Here is a 14,136-nt window from a genome sequence, read left to right on the forward strand (position 1 = left end):
GAAAAAGCGCCGCCCCCAACTGAAGTGGTGGGGGCGGCGCTCTGCTGGCGAAGAGGGTGGGATTCGAACCCACGGTAGCCTTGCGACTACTTCGGTTTTCGAGACCGACCCATTCAACCACTCTGGCACCTCTCCGCGCGTGGTTGCTTGACGGCCTGGGGCCGGTGGGCGACAAAGAATATAGCACACCCCAGGGAGAAAAGGAGGGCGGGGGCGCTTCCGGGACTGCCGCTCCCCGGCCCATTGCACTACAGTGGGCCGCGTGACCGTTCCGCGCCCCGGCCCGCCGTCCGATTCTCCCGAGCGCAGCTCCCCCCTGACGCTCGATATGGACTTTCCGGCGGTGGACTCGGGCCCTCCGCCTGCCGGGCGCAGGTCATTGCGGGCCAACACCCTGATCGTGATGGCCGGGACGCTGGGCTCGCGGCTCTCGGGGATCGTGCGCCAGCAGATCATCAACCTGTTCGGCAACACGCTGCTCGAAGCCTTTCTGGTGGCGGTGCGCATTCCCAGCCTGCTGCGCGAACTGCTGGCGGAAGGCGCGCTCGTCAACTCCTTTATTCCGGTGTACAAGTCGTTGCCCGTGGCAGAGCGTCACAGCCTGGCCTCGGCCTTCAGCGGGGTTTTGATCGCCGTCAACCTGTTGTTGATGGCGCTGGGCATCCTGGCCGCGCCGTGGCTGGTGGACCTGCTGCTCGCCGGGCACTCCAACGTGGACCGGGGCCTGGCCGTGTACATGACGCAGCTCGTCATGCCCTTTCTGATGCTGATCAGCCTGTCCTCGGTGGCGATGGGGCTTCTGAACGCCGACGAGCATTTCCGGGAAAGCAGCTTCGCGCCCGTCGCCTTCAATATCGCCTCCATCGCCGCGCTGCTGTTGCTGCCCGACACGGCCACCTGGCTCGGCTTCGGCTGGCTGGTGGGCGGGGTGGCGCAACTGCTGGTGCAACTGCCCGCGTTGCGGCGGTTCGGTTTGCTGCCCACGCCCGCCTTGGTGCGGCACCCGGCGCTGGGGCGCGTGCTGCGGCAGATGGCGCCCTTCACGCTGACGGCAGGGGCGCGGCAGATTCTGAACGTGTATGTGCAGCGCCTCTTGACCAACGCGCAGATGTTTCCCCAGGGCACCCAGGGCGGCTACAGCAACGCTGAAGCCCTCTTTACGATGGTCAATGGGCTCTTTGTCGTCTCGCCCGCGCTGGCGCTGTTTCCGCGCTTCTCGCAGTACGCGGCGGAGGAAAACTGGCCGGAGTTCCGCACGCTGACCGGGCAGGCCATCCGCACCACCACCTTTCTCGCCGCGCCCATGAGTGCGCTGCTGGTGGCCCTTGCCCCCTACGCCGTCAGCATGATGAATCTGCGCGCCAACTACGACGTACCGCGCTTCCACGCCGGTGCGCAGATCCTCACTGGCTGGGCCCTGGCCCTCGTCCCCTGGGCGGTCGTGACCATCCTGCTGCGGACCTTCTATGCCCGCGAGCGCACCCGGATTGCCGTCATGGTCAGCGCTGTCGGCTTCGTCCTGGAGGTGCTGCTCTACCGCCTGCTGGTGCCCTGGCTGGGCCTGATCGGCTTCGGGCTGAGCACCACCGTCAGCGGTCTCCTGATGGCGATAACGCTCGCCTGGCTGTACCAGCTCAAGCTGGGTTTTCCCACGCGGACGGTGGGCACCCATCTGGCGAAGGTCCTGCCACTCGCGGTGCTAGCGGGATTGGTGGCGTGGTTCGTCTCCCGCCCGCTGCCCACGCCCGGTTTTATCGTGCCCGGTGTGCTGGGCCTCGCCGTGGCCGGGGGAGCGGGTTTGAGCGTGTACCTCGTGGGCGCGGCGGTGTTGCGGATGCCCGAGATGGGAGGCGTGCTGCGGCGGCTGCGGCGGTAGACAAGGGAGCGTTACGCGTGGGGAAAGCACTCGCCCATCGGATCGCTCCTTTTCCGGCTCCCCCAAACCGCTCCCCCTCTGCTTCGCCGCTTTGCCAGTCCTCCCAGACAGCGCAGGGACAAAAACTGTGCAATCTGAAGCCGTATGGCCCATCTCGCGTCCGCTTCCCCTGCGGTCCACACTCCACTGAAATGGAGGAGGCGCGTCCCGCAAAAGGCCAGCGGTCCGAATGGCATCCTCTGGTCCAGAAGAGCCGACTGCCGAGAAGGGCAGCGGTAGAAAACGCCGGGAGGGCAGAGGCGGGGATCCGGTGCAGCTTGGCGTTCTGGTAAACCAGAACGGCCCAGGGCCGAACCGACCAGGTTGGCCAGGCCGTGACCCGCACCGAGGAGAACAGCCCCCTCTGGATGGACACCAGCCACAGCAAGACCGAGAGAACCACGGTGCCAATGCTGTGCCTGCTGAATCCGTGCAGGAAGGAGCGCGGCGTCTTCGCCTGCCCAGCGGGGAGGCAGGCTCTACCGCCTCACTCCAATCACCGCATACGCCAGCAGCGCCAGCCGTTCGCGCAGCAGGTAGCGTCGGTCCGGCCTCGCACTCAGGGGGCTGGGATTGGCCGTGGCAGTCAGGCCCAGGGCGTGGGCGAGGCTCAGGGCGCGCGGCGCGTGGGCCTCATCGGTCACCAGGGTCAGCGGCGTGCCGGGGGGGAGCATCACGCGGGCGCCGCGCAGGTTCTCGATGGTGGTGCGGCTGCGGGTCTCGGCGAGCAGGTTCTGCCGGGGGACGCCCCGCAGCCGCAGGTACTCCACCCCCACCTCGCCCTCGCTGTGGGGATCATCGGGGCGGCGGCCTCCCGTGACCACCACCGTTTCCACACCGCCCGCCCGGTACAGCGCGAGGGCGTGATCGAGTCGCCGCCGAAAGGCCGGACTGGGGTGTCCGGCGTACTGGGCAGCGCCCAGCACCACCAGGGTGGGGTAGGGATGAACGGCCCGGGGGGCGCGCGGCGCGGGCAGCAGCACCAGGCCCAGGGCCAGCGCGGCCAGGATCACCAGGGGCAGCGTGACGGTGGACCCCCGAACGGTGCATCTGCGGGCGCGCATCGGCGAGCAGGGTAGCATGGAACAGGAGAGGAAAGCTGTCCTGGACGCCGTTGGGGCCCACGGTCCAACGCCAGCTTTGCCTGGGAAAGTTGGAACGTGGTGAGCAACCCGACGAACCGCGGCGTGCAGATGCCTTAACCTGACGCTTCCTGATCCCGCAGGTATTGCCCACCTTGAGGTGAACCTCATGGGGCCGGCAGGGGAAAGCGGCCATGCTACGCTCACCGTCACTTCCCACCGGGCGAGAACCACCGGAGCGTATACCTATGTCCAAGACCCTCGTGATCGTCGAGTCGCCCGCCAAGGCCAAAACCATCGAGAAATACCTCGGAAAGGGGTACGCGGTGGAGTCCTCCATTGGGCATATCCGCGACCTGCCGAGGAGCGCCGCCGACATCCCCGAGAAGTACAAGGGCAAGGCCTGGGCCAGGTTGGGCCTGGACATCGAGGACGGCTTCAAGCCGCTCTACGTGGTGTCTCCGGAGAAGCGTCAGCACGTCGCCCGTCTCAAGAAGCTCGCGGCCGACGCCGACGAGATCATCCTCGCCACCGACGACGACCGCGAGGGCGAGAGCATCGCCTGGCACCTGTACCAGGAGCTCAAGCCCAAGGTGCCCGTCAAGCGCATGGTCTTTCACGAGATCACCAAGGACGCCATCCAGCAGGCCATTACCCACCCGCGTGAGATCGACACCAACCTCGTGGAAGCGCAGGAGGCCCGCCGGGCACTCGACCGCCTGTACGGCTACGAGGTCAGCCCGGTGCTGTGGAAGAAGGTGGCCCCCAAGCTCAGCGCGGGCCGCGTCCAATCGGTGGCCACCCGGATGCTCGTGGAGCGCGAGCGCGAGCGGATGCGTTTTGTCAGCGCGACGTGGTGGGACCTGCTGGCCACAGCCCAGACAGCGGGGCAGGTCACCTTCCCCGCCCGCCTCACCGATGTGGCGGGGCAGCGCCTGGCGACCGGCAAGGACTTCGACCCGCTGACCGGCAAGATCAAGGGGGGCACCGAGGTCCGCCTCCTGACCGAAGCCGAGGCGCGCTCACTCGCCGAGGGGCTGACTGGAGAGCCGCTCACCGTTACCTCGGCCGAGGAAAAACCCTTCACGCAGCGTCCCTACGCGCCCTTCATCACCTCCACCCTTCAGCAGGAGGGCAGCCGCAAACTGGGCTTTGCCGCCACCCGAACCATGCGCGCGGCGCAGCGGTTGTACGAGCAGGGCTACATCACCTATATGCGCACCGACTCCACCAACCTCTCGCAAGAGGCGATCAATGCGGCCCGGACGCAGGTGAAGGCGATGTACGGCGGGGACTACCTCAGCCCGCAGCCGCGCGTGTACGCGAAGAAGGCCAAAAATGCCCAGGAAGCCCACGAGGCGATTCGCCCGGCTGGATCGAGCTTCCGCACGCCTGACTCCCTGCGCGGCGAACTGAGCGGCGACGAGTGGCGACTCTATGACCTGATCTGGAAGCGTACCGTGGCCTGTCAGATGGCCGACGCGCGGGGCCGCAGCCTGCGCGTCCGCCTGGCAGGACAGGCCAAGACGGGCGGGACAGTGGGCTTGAGCGCGTCTGGGCGAACCATCGATTTCCCGGGCTTCCTGCGTGCCTACGTAGAGGGCAGCGACGATCCGGCTGCGGCTCTGGAAGACCGCGAGACGCCCCTGCCTCCCCTGAAGGAAGGCGAGCGGGTCACGGCAGAGGCTGTCAAACCCGAGGGCCACGAGACGCAACCGCCCGCCCGCTACACGGAGGCTTCGCTGGTGCAGGCGCTGGAGGGGGCGGGCATTGGGCGGCCCTCCACCTACGCCTCCATCCTGGGGACCATTCAGGACCGGGGCTACGCGATCAAGAAGGGGCAGGCGCTGGTCCCCACCTGGACGGCCTTCGCCACTTCCGCCCTGCTGGAGCACCACTTCGGGCGGCTGGTGGACTACGACTTCACCGCCCGGATGGAAGAAGACCTTGACGACATCGCGGGGGGACGGGCGCAGAGGGTGCCCTACCTTCGCCGCTTCTACCTCGGCGAGGACGGCGAGGGCATGGCCCTGCGGCCCCTGATCGACTCCAAGATGGGCGAGATCGACGCGCGCGGCATTGCCACCATCTACGTCCCCAAGCTGGACGGCACTGGCATCGAGGTGCGGGTGGGCCGCTACGGGCCGTACATGCAGCGCGGTGAGGACAAGGCCAACTTGCCCGAAGACCTCGTGCCCGACGAGCTGACCAGCGAGAAAGCCAATGAAATCATGAGCCGCCCCACGGGGGACCGCGTGATTGGTGTGGACGAGTCCACCGGTCATCCAGTCGTGGCCCGCGCTGGGCGGTACGGCCCCTACGTGACCCTGGGTGACGGCAACCCACCCATTCGCTCCGCCAGCCTGTTTCCGGGCGACGAGCTGAACACGCTGACGCTGGAGCGGGCGATGCGCCTGCTGAGTCTGCCCCGGCTCGTGGGCGTGTCCGAGGGCGAGGAAGTCTGGGCGCAGAACGGCAAGTTTGGTCCCTACCTCAAGCGCGGGAACGACTCGCGCAGCCTCTCCACGCACGAGCAACTGTTTACGGTGACGCTTCCCGAGGCCGAGGCGCTGTTCATGCAGCCCCGTTTCCGGGCGAAGGGGGCCGCCGCCCCACCCCTGAAATCATTCGAGTACGAGGGGCGAGCGCCGATTGTGCTGAAGTCGGGCCGTTTCGGACCTTACCTGACGGACGGCGAGCGCAACGCCACGCTGCGCAAGGGCGAGGAAGAAGGCAACCTGAGCGCCGAGCGTGCCCTCGAAATTCTGGAGGAGCGCGGCAAGGTGCCCCAGAAGAAGCCCGGGCAGAAGTCCGGCCGTAAAGCGGCGGCGGGAACAGCCAAGGCGGGGAGCAAGGCCCCCACAAAGAAGGCAGCGGGACGCACGACCACCGGAACCGCGACGAAAAAAGCCGCTCCTTCCAAGAAAGTTCCGGTCAAGAAGGCGGTGGGTCAGGCCCCAGCGGTGGCCAAGACAGCCCTGACCTGGGCGGACCTCAAGCCCCACCTCGGCGTGCTGAGCGACCAGGAGCGCGCCCTCGTCACCGCCACCCGGGATCAGGGCCGCAAGGTGGAGGACGTGGCCCCGGGCCTCGGTCTGGACGTGAAAAAGGCCAAGGGGATGGCGCTCCAGGCAAACAAGAAGCTCAACCAGGCGGCGCGCGGCGGGTAAGGAGGTGCTGCCCCGCGTGCCCCGGCCTGAGCCGCCGCAAGCCCTGCACCTCGTCCGGCTGGCGCTGGGCACACCGGGAGAATGGGTGATCCTGCCGGGCGGCGGCCTGCGGGTGTTGGCGCTGGCCGGGAAGGTGGGCGGCCTCCCCGGTTCCGGTTGGCTCGTCTGCCTGAGCGGTGAGGCGATCGTGGACCTGCCCCAGCGGGACTTTGTGCGCCTGCGTCCGGGCGAAGGGTACGCCGTCAGCGCCGGGCAGCCGTGGGAGGCGCTGCCGGTGAAGGCGGGGACAGTGGTACTGCTGGTGGGATGGGGGGGGGCAAGCTGAGGCGGTTGCCTTCCTCCTGGGTCCTCCGAAGGGCGACGCGGCGGGAGGACCAAACACACAGGGCCAAACCGGAGCAAGATGCCCCACCACGGTGAAGCGTCTGGCCGGGACGCATGCTGCCCCCACGGGTGCTAGCGTGAATCCATGACGGCGAGCGCCCAACCGACGGGAACCGAACTGCTCCAGAAGGCCGCTTCCGGCGAGCGCCTGAACGCTGCCGAGATCGAGGCCCTGTACCACCTGCCCCTCCCCGACGTGGCGGCGGTGGCCCACGGCCTGCGGCTGCAGCGCTCCAATCCCGACGTGGTGACGTTCCTGATTGACCGCAACATCAACTACACCAACGTCTGCAACGTGGGCTGCAACTTCTGCGCCTTTTACCGTACGAGGCGGCAAGCCGACAGTTACACCCACGACTACGCCACCATCAGCGCCAAGATCACGGAGCTGGAGGCGGTGGGCGGCACCCGCATCCTGATGCAGGGCGGCGTGAACCCCGAACTGCCGCTGAACTACTACACCGGCCTGCTGCGCCACATCAAGGCGCACCACCCCTCCATCCGCATTGACGCGTTCTCCCCCGAAGAAGTGCTGTTCATGGAAAAGGCCTTTGGGCTGGCCCTTGATCCCCTGCTCGATACGCTGATTGAGGCGGGGTTGGACGGCTTACCGGGTGCGGGCGGCGAGATTCTGGAAGACGACGTTCGGAAAAAGGCCGCTCCGGCCCGCATCCGCTCCGCCGACTGGTTTCGCATTCTGGACGCGGCGCAGCGCAAGGGGCTGTACACCATTTCCACGATGGTGATCGGCTTTGGCGAGAGCTATGCCCAGCGCACCCGCCACCTCCTGCAAATCCGCGAGCAGCAGGACCGGGCGGGGCAGCTGTACGGTGGCAACGGCTTTTCGGGCTTCGCCATGTGGACCCTGCAAACCGAGCACACCCGCCTGCACGGCAAGGCTCCCGGCGCAACGGCCCACGAGTATTTGCAGCAACTCGCCATCGCCCGCATCGCCTTGGACAACGTGCCCAACATCCAGGCGTCGTGGCCGGGGCAGGGGTTCAAGGTGGCGCAGGCATCGCTGTACTACGGGGCGAATGACCTGGGCTCCACGATGATGGAGGAGAACGTGGTGAGCGCAGCGGGCGGGCACGGGCGGCACAAGACCACCGTGCGCGAACTGATTCGCAGCGCCGTGGACGCGGGGTTTACCCCCGCCATCCGCAACAGCCGCTTTCAGATCATCGAGTGGCCGGACGTGGACGCGCACCTGAACCGCACCGAGGCCAACCCGGAAGCCGAGCGGGCGGTGGGAGCGGCAGGCTAAAAGACTCCGCTGCGTGGCAAAGAGGGCCGGACGCTGCACGCTCCGGCCCCTTCTGGTCTGTCCCCCTTACGCCGCGCCGTCGAAGTGCGCCTGACGTTCCAGGTCTGCTACGGCCTGCTCATAGAGTCGCTGGGGCACGTTCGATACGGCGGCCAGAAACGTCGCGGCGTCTTCCAATGTCGCGTGGACACTCTCATGGTGCCAGCCCGGGCCCTCGGCCACCAGCCACACCTGACCGCTGCCGAGAAGAAACCGGACGCGGCCCTCTCCGGTTCGGGTGTCGCTGAAGTGGCGGGTCACGTTCATGGACCCAGCATAGACAATGGGAGCCGCCGGGCCATCCGCCAAAATGATGATCGGCCTGGAGGTCACGCGCGGCAGAATCGAGGAGACGAGCTCCGAACCGATCACCATCCTGCAGCCCATCATCCCTGACGGGCGCTCCACCGTGCTGGAAGAGCGCCCGACGCCCGAACAGGTGGTCTTTGCCGGAAAGATGCCCGCCCTCGAGGCCGACGCCCAGGGGGTGCCCATGTGCGTCCTCGGCGGGGACGAGGTGGTGGGTTGTTTCCGGCTCGATTCCACGCCCAGTGGGACTACGGACCGGGTGGCGTAGGCCTACGCGCTTTTTTTATCATTGGCGGTGGACGGGCCCCCGGGAACGGCGGCCCTTCTGAATGGGTCAACATCGCCCGGACGCGCGGCGGGTTTAAAGGTTGGCTTTACGTTGGACGGCGGGACCGTACCTGGGCGGCTCTGCCGGACCCCAGGACCCGATGGGATTGAAGTTGCGAGGTGGGCGCAGCCTTTAGGAAGGGCGCGCCACCCGGACCGGGACAGGCACGTAGGCCGGTTCGAGGACGGGCCCAGGCAGAGGGGGAGCCTCGCCGAGCAGGCGCTCTTCCAGCAGGGTGTCGCGACGCACCTGACGGGCAGCGAAAAAGGTCAGCACAGCCAGGGCAAGGGCGGCGATCAGAAAGAGCAGGACCATGGGGGCCTCCTTCCCCGTAGCCTACGCGCCGGGGTCTTGCCGCTGTCTTTCAGCGCCTTGAGGAAACCTGCCGGAAAACGGGGTTTCCCGAGACGCTCAACTTCTTCGCGAACAGTGTCCCCCGGCGGCGCGGACGGGCAGGCGGGTCAGGCGAACGCGCAGGGTGACGTGCGGGTTCCTCGTCTCTTCTGGGTGTGTCTGGGCATGCGCCCGGGGAGATCCCACACCGAAAAGCGGCGCACCTGATGCCAGCGCCGTCACGATGTGCAGTTCGCGCTGCGCGCCCGACCTCCGGTTGCATCCCCAGCAGCCGCGTGGCCCGGCCAACAGCCCGCGTTCTGCCGCGCCTGCCACCGTTGCCCCGACAGCGGCGCATCAGGAGCGCGCGCCGGCCCAATACCCACCACCTCCACGCCCAGCAGGGGTGGCACGGAACCAAAATGATTCCTGTATATGGCTAGCTGGCTGATGAGGATACAGACCGCGTCTAAGACGACTTGAATAGATATGATTCTCATAAGCGAATGAGCGAGAATCATTATTATTCCGTATGATACGGCTTCCGGATCATCCGTTCCGTCCCCTCTGCTGCGCAGCTTGCAGGTCCGCTCCGCTTGGCTCCGGTGATTCCACGCCTCTCCGTCACCGTCTTTCCTGCTCGCTCCGCTCGGCCCCTTATTGCATCACCGATGAAGCCGGAATCCTGATGGGACGTGCGGGAGGCGTGCTTGCGGCGTTCGCCAGCAGTGAGTCGGGGAGAAGGCGCGGGGTTATTGCCGTTTTGCAAGATGAAGCGCCCCGCAGTCTCCCCTCATATGCCTGCCTGTGTTCCCCGGCACACTCGCAGGCGTGGCCTACCGTATTGCCGGTCAGAAGGTGCTCGCCATTGTCCTCGCGGGGGGCAAGGGCAGCCGCCTTGCTCCGCTGACCACCGAGCGTGCCAAACCCGCCGTGCCGTTTCTGGGGACGTACCGGCTGATTGACTTCACCCTGTCCAACCTCGTCAATAGCGGGGTGCAAGACGTGTGGGTGATTGAGCAGTACCTGCCGCACGGGCTGAACGATCACCTCTCGGGCGGACGGCCCTGGGACCTGGACCGCACACGCGGCGGCCTGTTGGTGATGCCGCCCTTTTCCAGTCCTGACAACGAGGAGGGCGAGTTTGCCCACGGCAACGCCGAGGCCCTCGCGCAGCACGCGGGCCTGATTCGTGAATTCGGCGCAGAGGTGGTGCTGGTGCTGAGCGCGGATCACATCTACAAGTTCGACCACGCGGCAGCCATTCACGCCCATGTGGAACGGGGCGCGAGCGTCACGATGGTGACAACGGAAGTAGGGGAAGCCGAGGCCACGCGCTTCGGCAATGTGCGCGTGGACGGGGAAGGCCGCGTGAGCGAGTTCGCCTACAAGCCTGATGAGGCGCTGGGCCGCACCGTGACCGCAGAGATCTTCGTCTACAGCGCGGGCGTCCTGCTTTCCACGCTTGAACAGCTGGCGCAGCAGGGCGGACTGGGCGACTACGGCGAGCAACTTCTCCCGGCCCTGGTGGCGCGTGGCGACGCCTACGTGCACCCCCTGGGCGGCTATTGGAAGGACGTGGGCACGCTGGAGGCGTACCTGACCGCCCACCGCGATTTTCTGGAGGGCCGGGGCTTCGCGCTGAACACGCCCGACTGGCCCTTCATCACGTCGTCCGTCTCGCGCCCGCCCACGCGGGTGGAGGCCAGCGCACGGCTGGACACCGCCTTCGTCTGCGGAGGAGCGGTGATTGCGGGCGAGGTGCGGCGTAGCGTGGTGGGTCCCGGCGCGGTGGTGGAGGTGGGGGCCGCCGTCGTGGACAGCGTGATTCAACCGGGAGCCGTCGTGAGGGCCGGAGCACGGGTGCAAAACGCCATCGTGGATACAGACGCGGTGGTGGAGGCGAGCGCGGAAGTGGGGGCCTCGGAAGGCCCGCCCGCCGTGGTGGGGGCCAGGGCGACGGTGGGGGCTCAGGCCCGGGTGGAGGGCGGCCTGCTCGTGCCTCCTCGCCAGACAGTGCGGGCAGGCGAGGAAGGGCAGACGGTGCAGGCCCCGGAAACGGACGATAAAGCAGGAAAGTAACCGCACCTTTTGGCCCACCGTCGCCCCGTACACTGGTGGGCTGATGACGGCCTCTGCCCGCCTCCCCCACACCCTGCCACCCCATCGGCTCAGCGTCGCGCCCATGATGGACTGGACGGACCGGCACTGCCGCGCCTTTCACCGCACGTTGAGCCGCCGGACCCTGCTGTATACCGAAATGGTCACGACAGGCGCGCTGCTTCATGGGGACCGCGAGCGGCACTTGGGCTTTTCGGCGGTGGAGCACCCGGTCGCCCTGCAACTCGGCGGGAGTGACCCGGCGGCACTCGCCGAGTGCGCCCGAATTGCGCAGGACTGGGGCTACGACGAAGTGAACCTGAACTGCGGCTGTCCCAGTGACCGGGTGCAGAGTGGTGCGTTCGGGGCCTGTCTCATGGGCACGCCGGATGTGGTGGCCCGCGCGGTGGAGGCGATGCGAGGGGCAACGCATCTCCCCGTCACCGTGAAGCACCGCATCGGCATCGACGATCTGGACAGCTACGAACACCTCTCCCACTTTGTACGGACGGTGGAAGCGGCAGGCTGCGAAACGTTGATCGTGCATGCCCGTAAGGCGTGGCTCTCGGGCCTCTCCCCGAAAGAAAATCGCGAGATTCCACCTCTCCGCTACGAGGTGGTGCGGCAACTGAAGGCGGACTTCCCGCACCTGACCCTCGTTCTGAATGGCGGCGTGCTGTCACTCGAAGACGCGCAGGAACACCTGACCTGGGCCGACGGCGTGATGATCGGGCGAGCAGCCTACAGCGGTCCTTACATCCTGGCGACGGCAGACCGCGACGTGTTCGGTGAGGACGTGACGCCGCCCACCCGCCGTGAAGCCATCGAGGCATATCTGCCCTACGTGGCGGCGAGGCTGGAGGAGGGCCAGCCCCTGAACCGCATGATGAAACACACGCTGGGCCTCTTTGCCGGGCAGCCCGGCGCGCGCCACTGGAAGCGGACGGTCAGCGAGCAGGGCCACCGACCCGGCGCCGGGCTGGAAGTGGTGCGGGAAGCGTTGGCGGGGGTACCGGAAAGTGTCCTGGACGCGGGGCCGGGGGGGGGAGAGAAGCGGCCGGCACCGGATGGACCTTCGCAGGGGTCGCAACTCTAGTTATCCCATCACGTATTTTATATGTCACTTTTAAGATTTGAATTTTAAGAAGAGCGCTGCAGGGCCTGTTTTCTAGAGCGGCGTATTCTTTTGGTGCTCTTTCCACCTGTCCCATTTGAAATGGACTCCAAGATGCGGGTTTCTTGTCCTTAGGCCGGTGAGATGCTTTTACATCACCTCGTGAGAAGGCAGGAGGTGGTGGATGGTAGAGACAGAACACAGTCGGACAAATCTTCCTGGAGGAGCGTGCTGGAGACTTCTGTCAGCCAGGAAGAATAACGTCTGGCCATATTTTTAGGCAACTGTATTTGGCTATTTTAAGAAGGCATATTTAACATCATCGCCTGTGATAAGTTTATGTGGATAACTTAAAACCGATTAAGAACTCTTTAAAGAATCTCATGCCCCTCCTGAGTGAAATAAGCCATTGAATCTTATGAGATTATAAAAATATCATTGATAGAACAAGAGGGAGCTGGGGTATTCTTCTGTGTCATTTTTCTTGACGGCTTATATATCTTGCCTCTTCCGTTATGTACCGCCTGGAAAAATCTAAAACAATAGAACCACAGAGACAAAAAAACTTCCTCAAGGATAGAGGAGGCGTGATGTCATATTCCTGTCTGAACCTAAAAAGATTTCGAAACTTGTTATTATTTGACGAGTTTAAAGCTTGAAATTCATCTTTTCCCTAAGCTCATTGGTCATGGCCATGTGGATGACGTGCTGGGGCTGACTTTCGCTCCTCACATCCACATCGCTACCCTCACACTCTTTCCCGCACTCTTTTCTCAGTGGACTGGGGGTACGTTGATCTTCTGAGAGGCGACATCGATGACATTTGACTTCAGGTCTGCTTCCCCGCCCTGCGGAGCACCACGCCCGCCACGACGGTGCCGGCGAGGCTGAACAGCGCTCCCATGTAAAAGGCCGCTCCGGGCTCGTGAACAGGTGCATCCGCGCGGGTGAAATAGGCGAAGACGGCGGTGGCGGCCAGCGGTCCGAAGATCCCCACCAGGCTGTTGATGCTGGTCAGGGCTCCCTGAATGCGTCCCTGCTCGGTGGAGTCCACGGTGCGGCTGATCAGCCCCTGGATGGCGGGTCCGGCAATCCCTGCCAGGGAGCCGAACACGATGGAGGCGTACAGCACCGTGCCTGAGCGGGCCGCGCCCAGCAGCACGTACTGCACGGTACCCAGAATCAGTCCGGTCAGGATGGCTCCGCGTTCCCCCAGCGCTTTCATGGCGACGCCCACCAGCCCGCCCTGCACGACGGCGGAGAGCACGCCTACCACCGCCAGTGCCACCCCGTTTTGCGCCGGGGACCAGCCCAGCACCTTCTGCGTGAACAGCACCCAGGTATTGAAGATGACCTGTTGCGCCAGCCCAATCAGGAGAAATGCTGCCGCCAGGTTCCGCACCAGTGGGTAGCGCCCCAGGTCTCGCAGCGGCAGCAGCGGATTGAGGACGCTGCTGCCCACCGCCGCGCCCCGTTTCTCCAGTGGCAGCGATTCGGGCAGCACGAACAGGCCGTACAGGGCGTTGAGCAGGGCCAGCCCGGAAGCCGCCAGAAAAGGCAGCCGCAAGTCGATGTTTCCCAGCACGCCGCCCAGCACAGGCCCGAGGATAAAGCCCACCCCGAACGTGGCCCCCAGCATCCCGAAGCTTTTGGCCCGGCCCTCGGGCGGCGTCACGTCCGCGAGGTAGGCGTTCGCCACCGTGATGCTCGCGCCCGTCATTCCCGCGATGAGGCGGCCCACAAACAGCCACCACAGGTTCGGCGCGAAAAACTGCAAGAGGTAGTCCAGCCCCATTCCCGTGAGGCTGGCAAGCAGCACCGGACGGCGACCATAGCGGTCCGACAGCGCCCCCAGAATCGGCGCGAACACGAACTGCATCAGCGCATAGATGGCGGTAAAGACGCCGACGAGCTGTGCCCCCTGCGCCGCTGACGGGGCCAGCTTCGTGATGAGCAGCGGAAACACTGGAATGATTAGCCCCACCCCCATCACGTCCAGCAGCACGGTCAGCAGGATGAAGGTCAGGGCGGCGGGCCGCCTGTGGGGGGAGGGCGCGGTCATCTGCGGGCAGTGTAAGCGGGCCACGCCGTCAGG

The 14,136-nt window shown here is 65.8% G+C and carries 11 protein-coding genes and 1 tRNA gene; 7 read left to right on the forward strand and 5 right to left on the reverse strand.

The features are described 5' to 3' along the window. Nucleotides 1-45: 45 nt before the first annotated feature. A tRNA-Ser gene (locus B9A95_RS15070) sits at nt 46-135 on the reverse strand. Between the two features lie 193 nt (nt 136-328). Between B9A95_RS15070 and murJ the strand changes: the two genes are divergently transcribed. Continuing rightward, the gene (murJ, locus tag B9A95_RS15075) at nt 329-1,876 is read left to right on the forward strand and encodes a murein biosynthesis integral membrane protein MurJ (RefSeq protein WP_084048069.1); all 1,548 of its coding nucleotides are present in this window, start codon (nt 329-331) and stop codon (nt 1,874-1,876) included. Between the two features lie 518 nt (nt 1,877-2,394). Here the strand turns inward: murJ and B9A95_RS15080 are convergent. After that, nucleotides 2,395-2,979: a YdcF family protein gene (locus tag B9A95_RS15080; protein ID WP_084048070.1), complete on the reverse strand. Its 585-nt coding sequence runs from the start codon at nt 2,977-2,979 to the stop codon at nt 2,395-2,397. A 266-nt stretch (nt 2,980-3,245) separates the two neighbouring features. Between B9A95_RS15080 and topA the strand changes: the two genes are divergently transcribed. The 3 genes from topA to B9A95_RS15095 all read left to right on the forward strand — a co-directional run bounded on the left by topA (nt 3,246) and on the right by B9A95_RS15095 (nt 7,818). Beyond that, entirely contained in the window at nt 3,246-6,167 is a 2,922-nt protein-coding gene (topA, locus tag B9A95_RS15085) for a type I DNA topoisomerase (protein ID WP_084048071.1), read from the forward strand. A gap of 16 nt (nt 6,168-6,183) precedes the next feature. Next, a complete protein-coding gene (locus B9A95_RS15090; RefSeq protein WP_245808319.1) occupies nt 6,184-6,492 on the forward strand; it encodes a hypothetical protein in 309 nt (102 codons plus the stop codon). A gap of 144 nt (nt 6,493-6,636) precedes the next feature. Beyond that, nucleotides 6,637-7,818: a CofH family radical SAM protein gene (locus B9A95_RS15095; protein WP_084048073.1), complete on the forward strand. Its 1,182-nt coding sequence runs from the start codon at nt 6,637-6,639 to the stop codon at nt 7,816-7,818. Nucleotides 7,819-7,884: 66 nt separating this feature from the next. Here B9A95_RS15095 and B9A95_RS15100 read toward each other — a convergent pair whose 3' ends face one another. Next, entirely contained in the window at nt 7,885-8,124 is a 240-nt protein-coding gene (locus B9A95_RS15100; RefSeq protein WP_084048074.1) for a hypothetical protein, read from the reverse strand. 43 nt (nt 8,125-8,167) lie between these two features. Between B9A95_RS15100 and B9A95_RS15105 the strand changes: the two genes are divergently transcribed. Continuing rightward, nucleotides 8,168-8,434 carry a hypothetical protein gene (locus tag B9A95_RS15105; RefSeq protein WP_139806814.1) on the forward strand — a complete coding sequence of 89 codons (267 nt, stop codon included), beginning with the start codon at nt 8,168-8,170 and terminating at the stop codon, nt 8,432-8,434. Between the two features lie 192 nt (nt 8,435-8,626). On the opposite strand, the gene B9A95_RS15110 is transcribed toward B9A95_RS15105, so the two are convergent. Beyond that, nucleotides 8,627-8,809 carry a hypothetical protein gene (locus B9A95_RS15110; RefSeq protein WP_084048076.1) on the reverse strand — a complete coding sequence of 61 codons (183 nt, stop codon included), beginning with the start codon at nt 8,807-8,809 and terminating at the stop codon, nt 8,627-8,629. An 849-nt stretch (nt 8,810-9,658) separates the two neighbouring features. Between B9A95_RS15110 and B9A95_RS15115 the strand changes: the two genes are divergently transcribed. Then, nucleotides 9,659-10,909: a glucose-1-phosphate adenylyltransferase family protein gene (locus B9A95_RS15115; RefSeq protein WP_084050750.1), complete on the forward strand. Its 1,251-nt coding sequence runs from the start codon at nt 9,659-9,661 to the stop codon at nt 10,907-10,909. A 43-nt stretch (nt 10,910-10,952) separates the two neighbouring features. Further along, the gene (dusA, locus tag B9A95_RS15120) at nt 10,953-12,023 is read left to right on the forward strand and encodes a tRNA dihydrouridine(20/20a) synthase DusA (protein ID WP_084048077.1); all 1,071 of its coding nucleotides are present in this window, start codon (nt 10,953-10,955) and stop codon (nt 12,021-12,023) included. A gap of 847 nt (nt 12,024-12,870) precedes the next feature. On the opposite strand, the gene B9A95_RS15125 is transcribed toward dusA, so the two are convergent. Then, nucleotides 12,871-14,103: a TCR/Tet family MFS transporter gene (locus tag B9A95_RS15125; RefSeq protein ID WP_084048078.1), complete on the reverse strand. Its 1,233-nt coding sequence runs from the start codon at nt 14,101-14,103 to the stop codon at nt 12,871-12,873. Between the last annotated feature and the right edge of the window lie 33 nt (nt 14,104-14,136).

The sequence above is a fragment of the Deinococcus hopiensis KR-140 genome, assembly GCF_900176165.1.
Taxonomy (GTDB): domain Bacteria; phylum Deinococcota; class Deinococci; order Deinococcales; family Deinococcaceae; genus Deinococcus; species Deinococcus hopiensis.

Coding starts and splice junctions, on each gene's coding strand:
- murJ (WP_084048069.1), top strand. CDS start 329: ATGGACTTTCCGGCGGTGGACTCGGGCCCTCCGCCTGCCGGGCGCAGG.
- B9A95_RS15080 (WP_084048070.1), bottom strand. CDS start 2,979: ATGCGCGCCCGCAGATGCACCGTTCGGGGGTCCACCGTCACGCTGCCC.
- topA (WP_084048071.1), top strand. CDS start 3,246: ATGTCCAAGACCCTCGTGATCGTCGAGTCGCCCGCCAAGGCCAAAACC.
- B9A95_RS15095 (WP_084048073.1), top strand. CDS start 6,637: ATGACGGCGAGCGCCCAACCGACGGGAACCGAACTGCTCCAGAAGGCC.
- B9A95_RS15100 (WP_084048074.1), bottom strand. CDS start 8,124: ATGAACGTGACCCGCCACTTCAGCGACACCCGAACCGGAGAGGGCCGC.
- B9A95_RS15105 (WP_139806814.1), top strand. CDS start 8,168: ATGATGATCGGCCTGGAGGTCACGCGCGGCAGAATCGAGGAGACGAGC.
- B9A95_RS15110 (WP_084048076.1), bottom strand. CDS start 8,809: ATGGTCCTGCTCTTTCTGATCGCCGCCCTTGCCCTGGCTGTGCTGACC.
- dusA (WP_084048077.1), top strand. CDS start 10,953: ATGACGGCCTCTGCCCGCCTCCCCCACACCCTGCCACCCCATCGGCTC.
- B9A95_RS15125 (WP_084048078.1), bottom strand. CDS start 14,103: ATGACCGCGCCCTCCCCCCACAGGCGGCCCGCCGCCCTGACCTTCATC.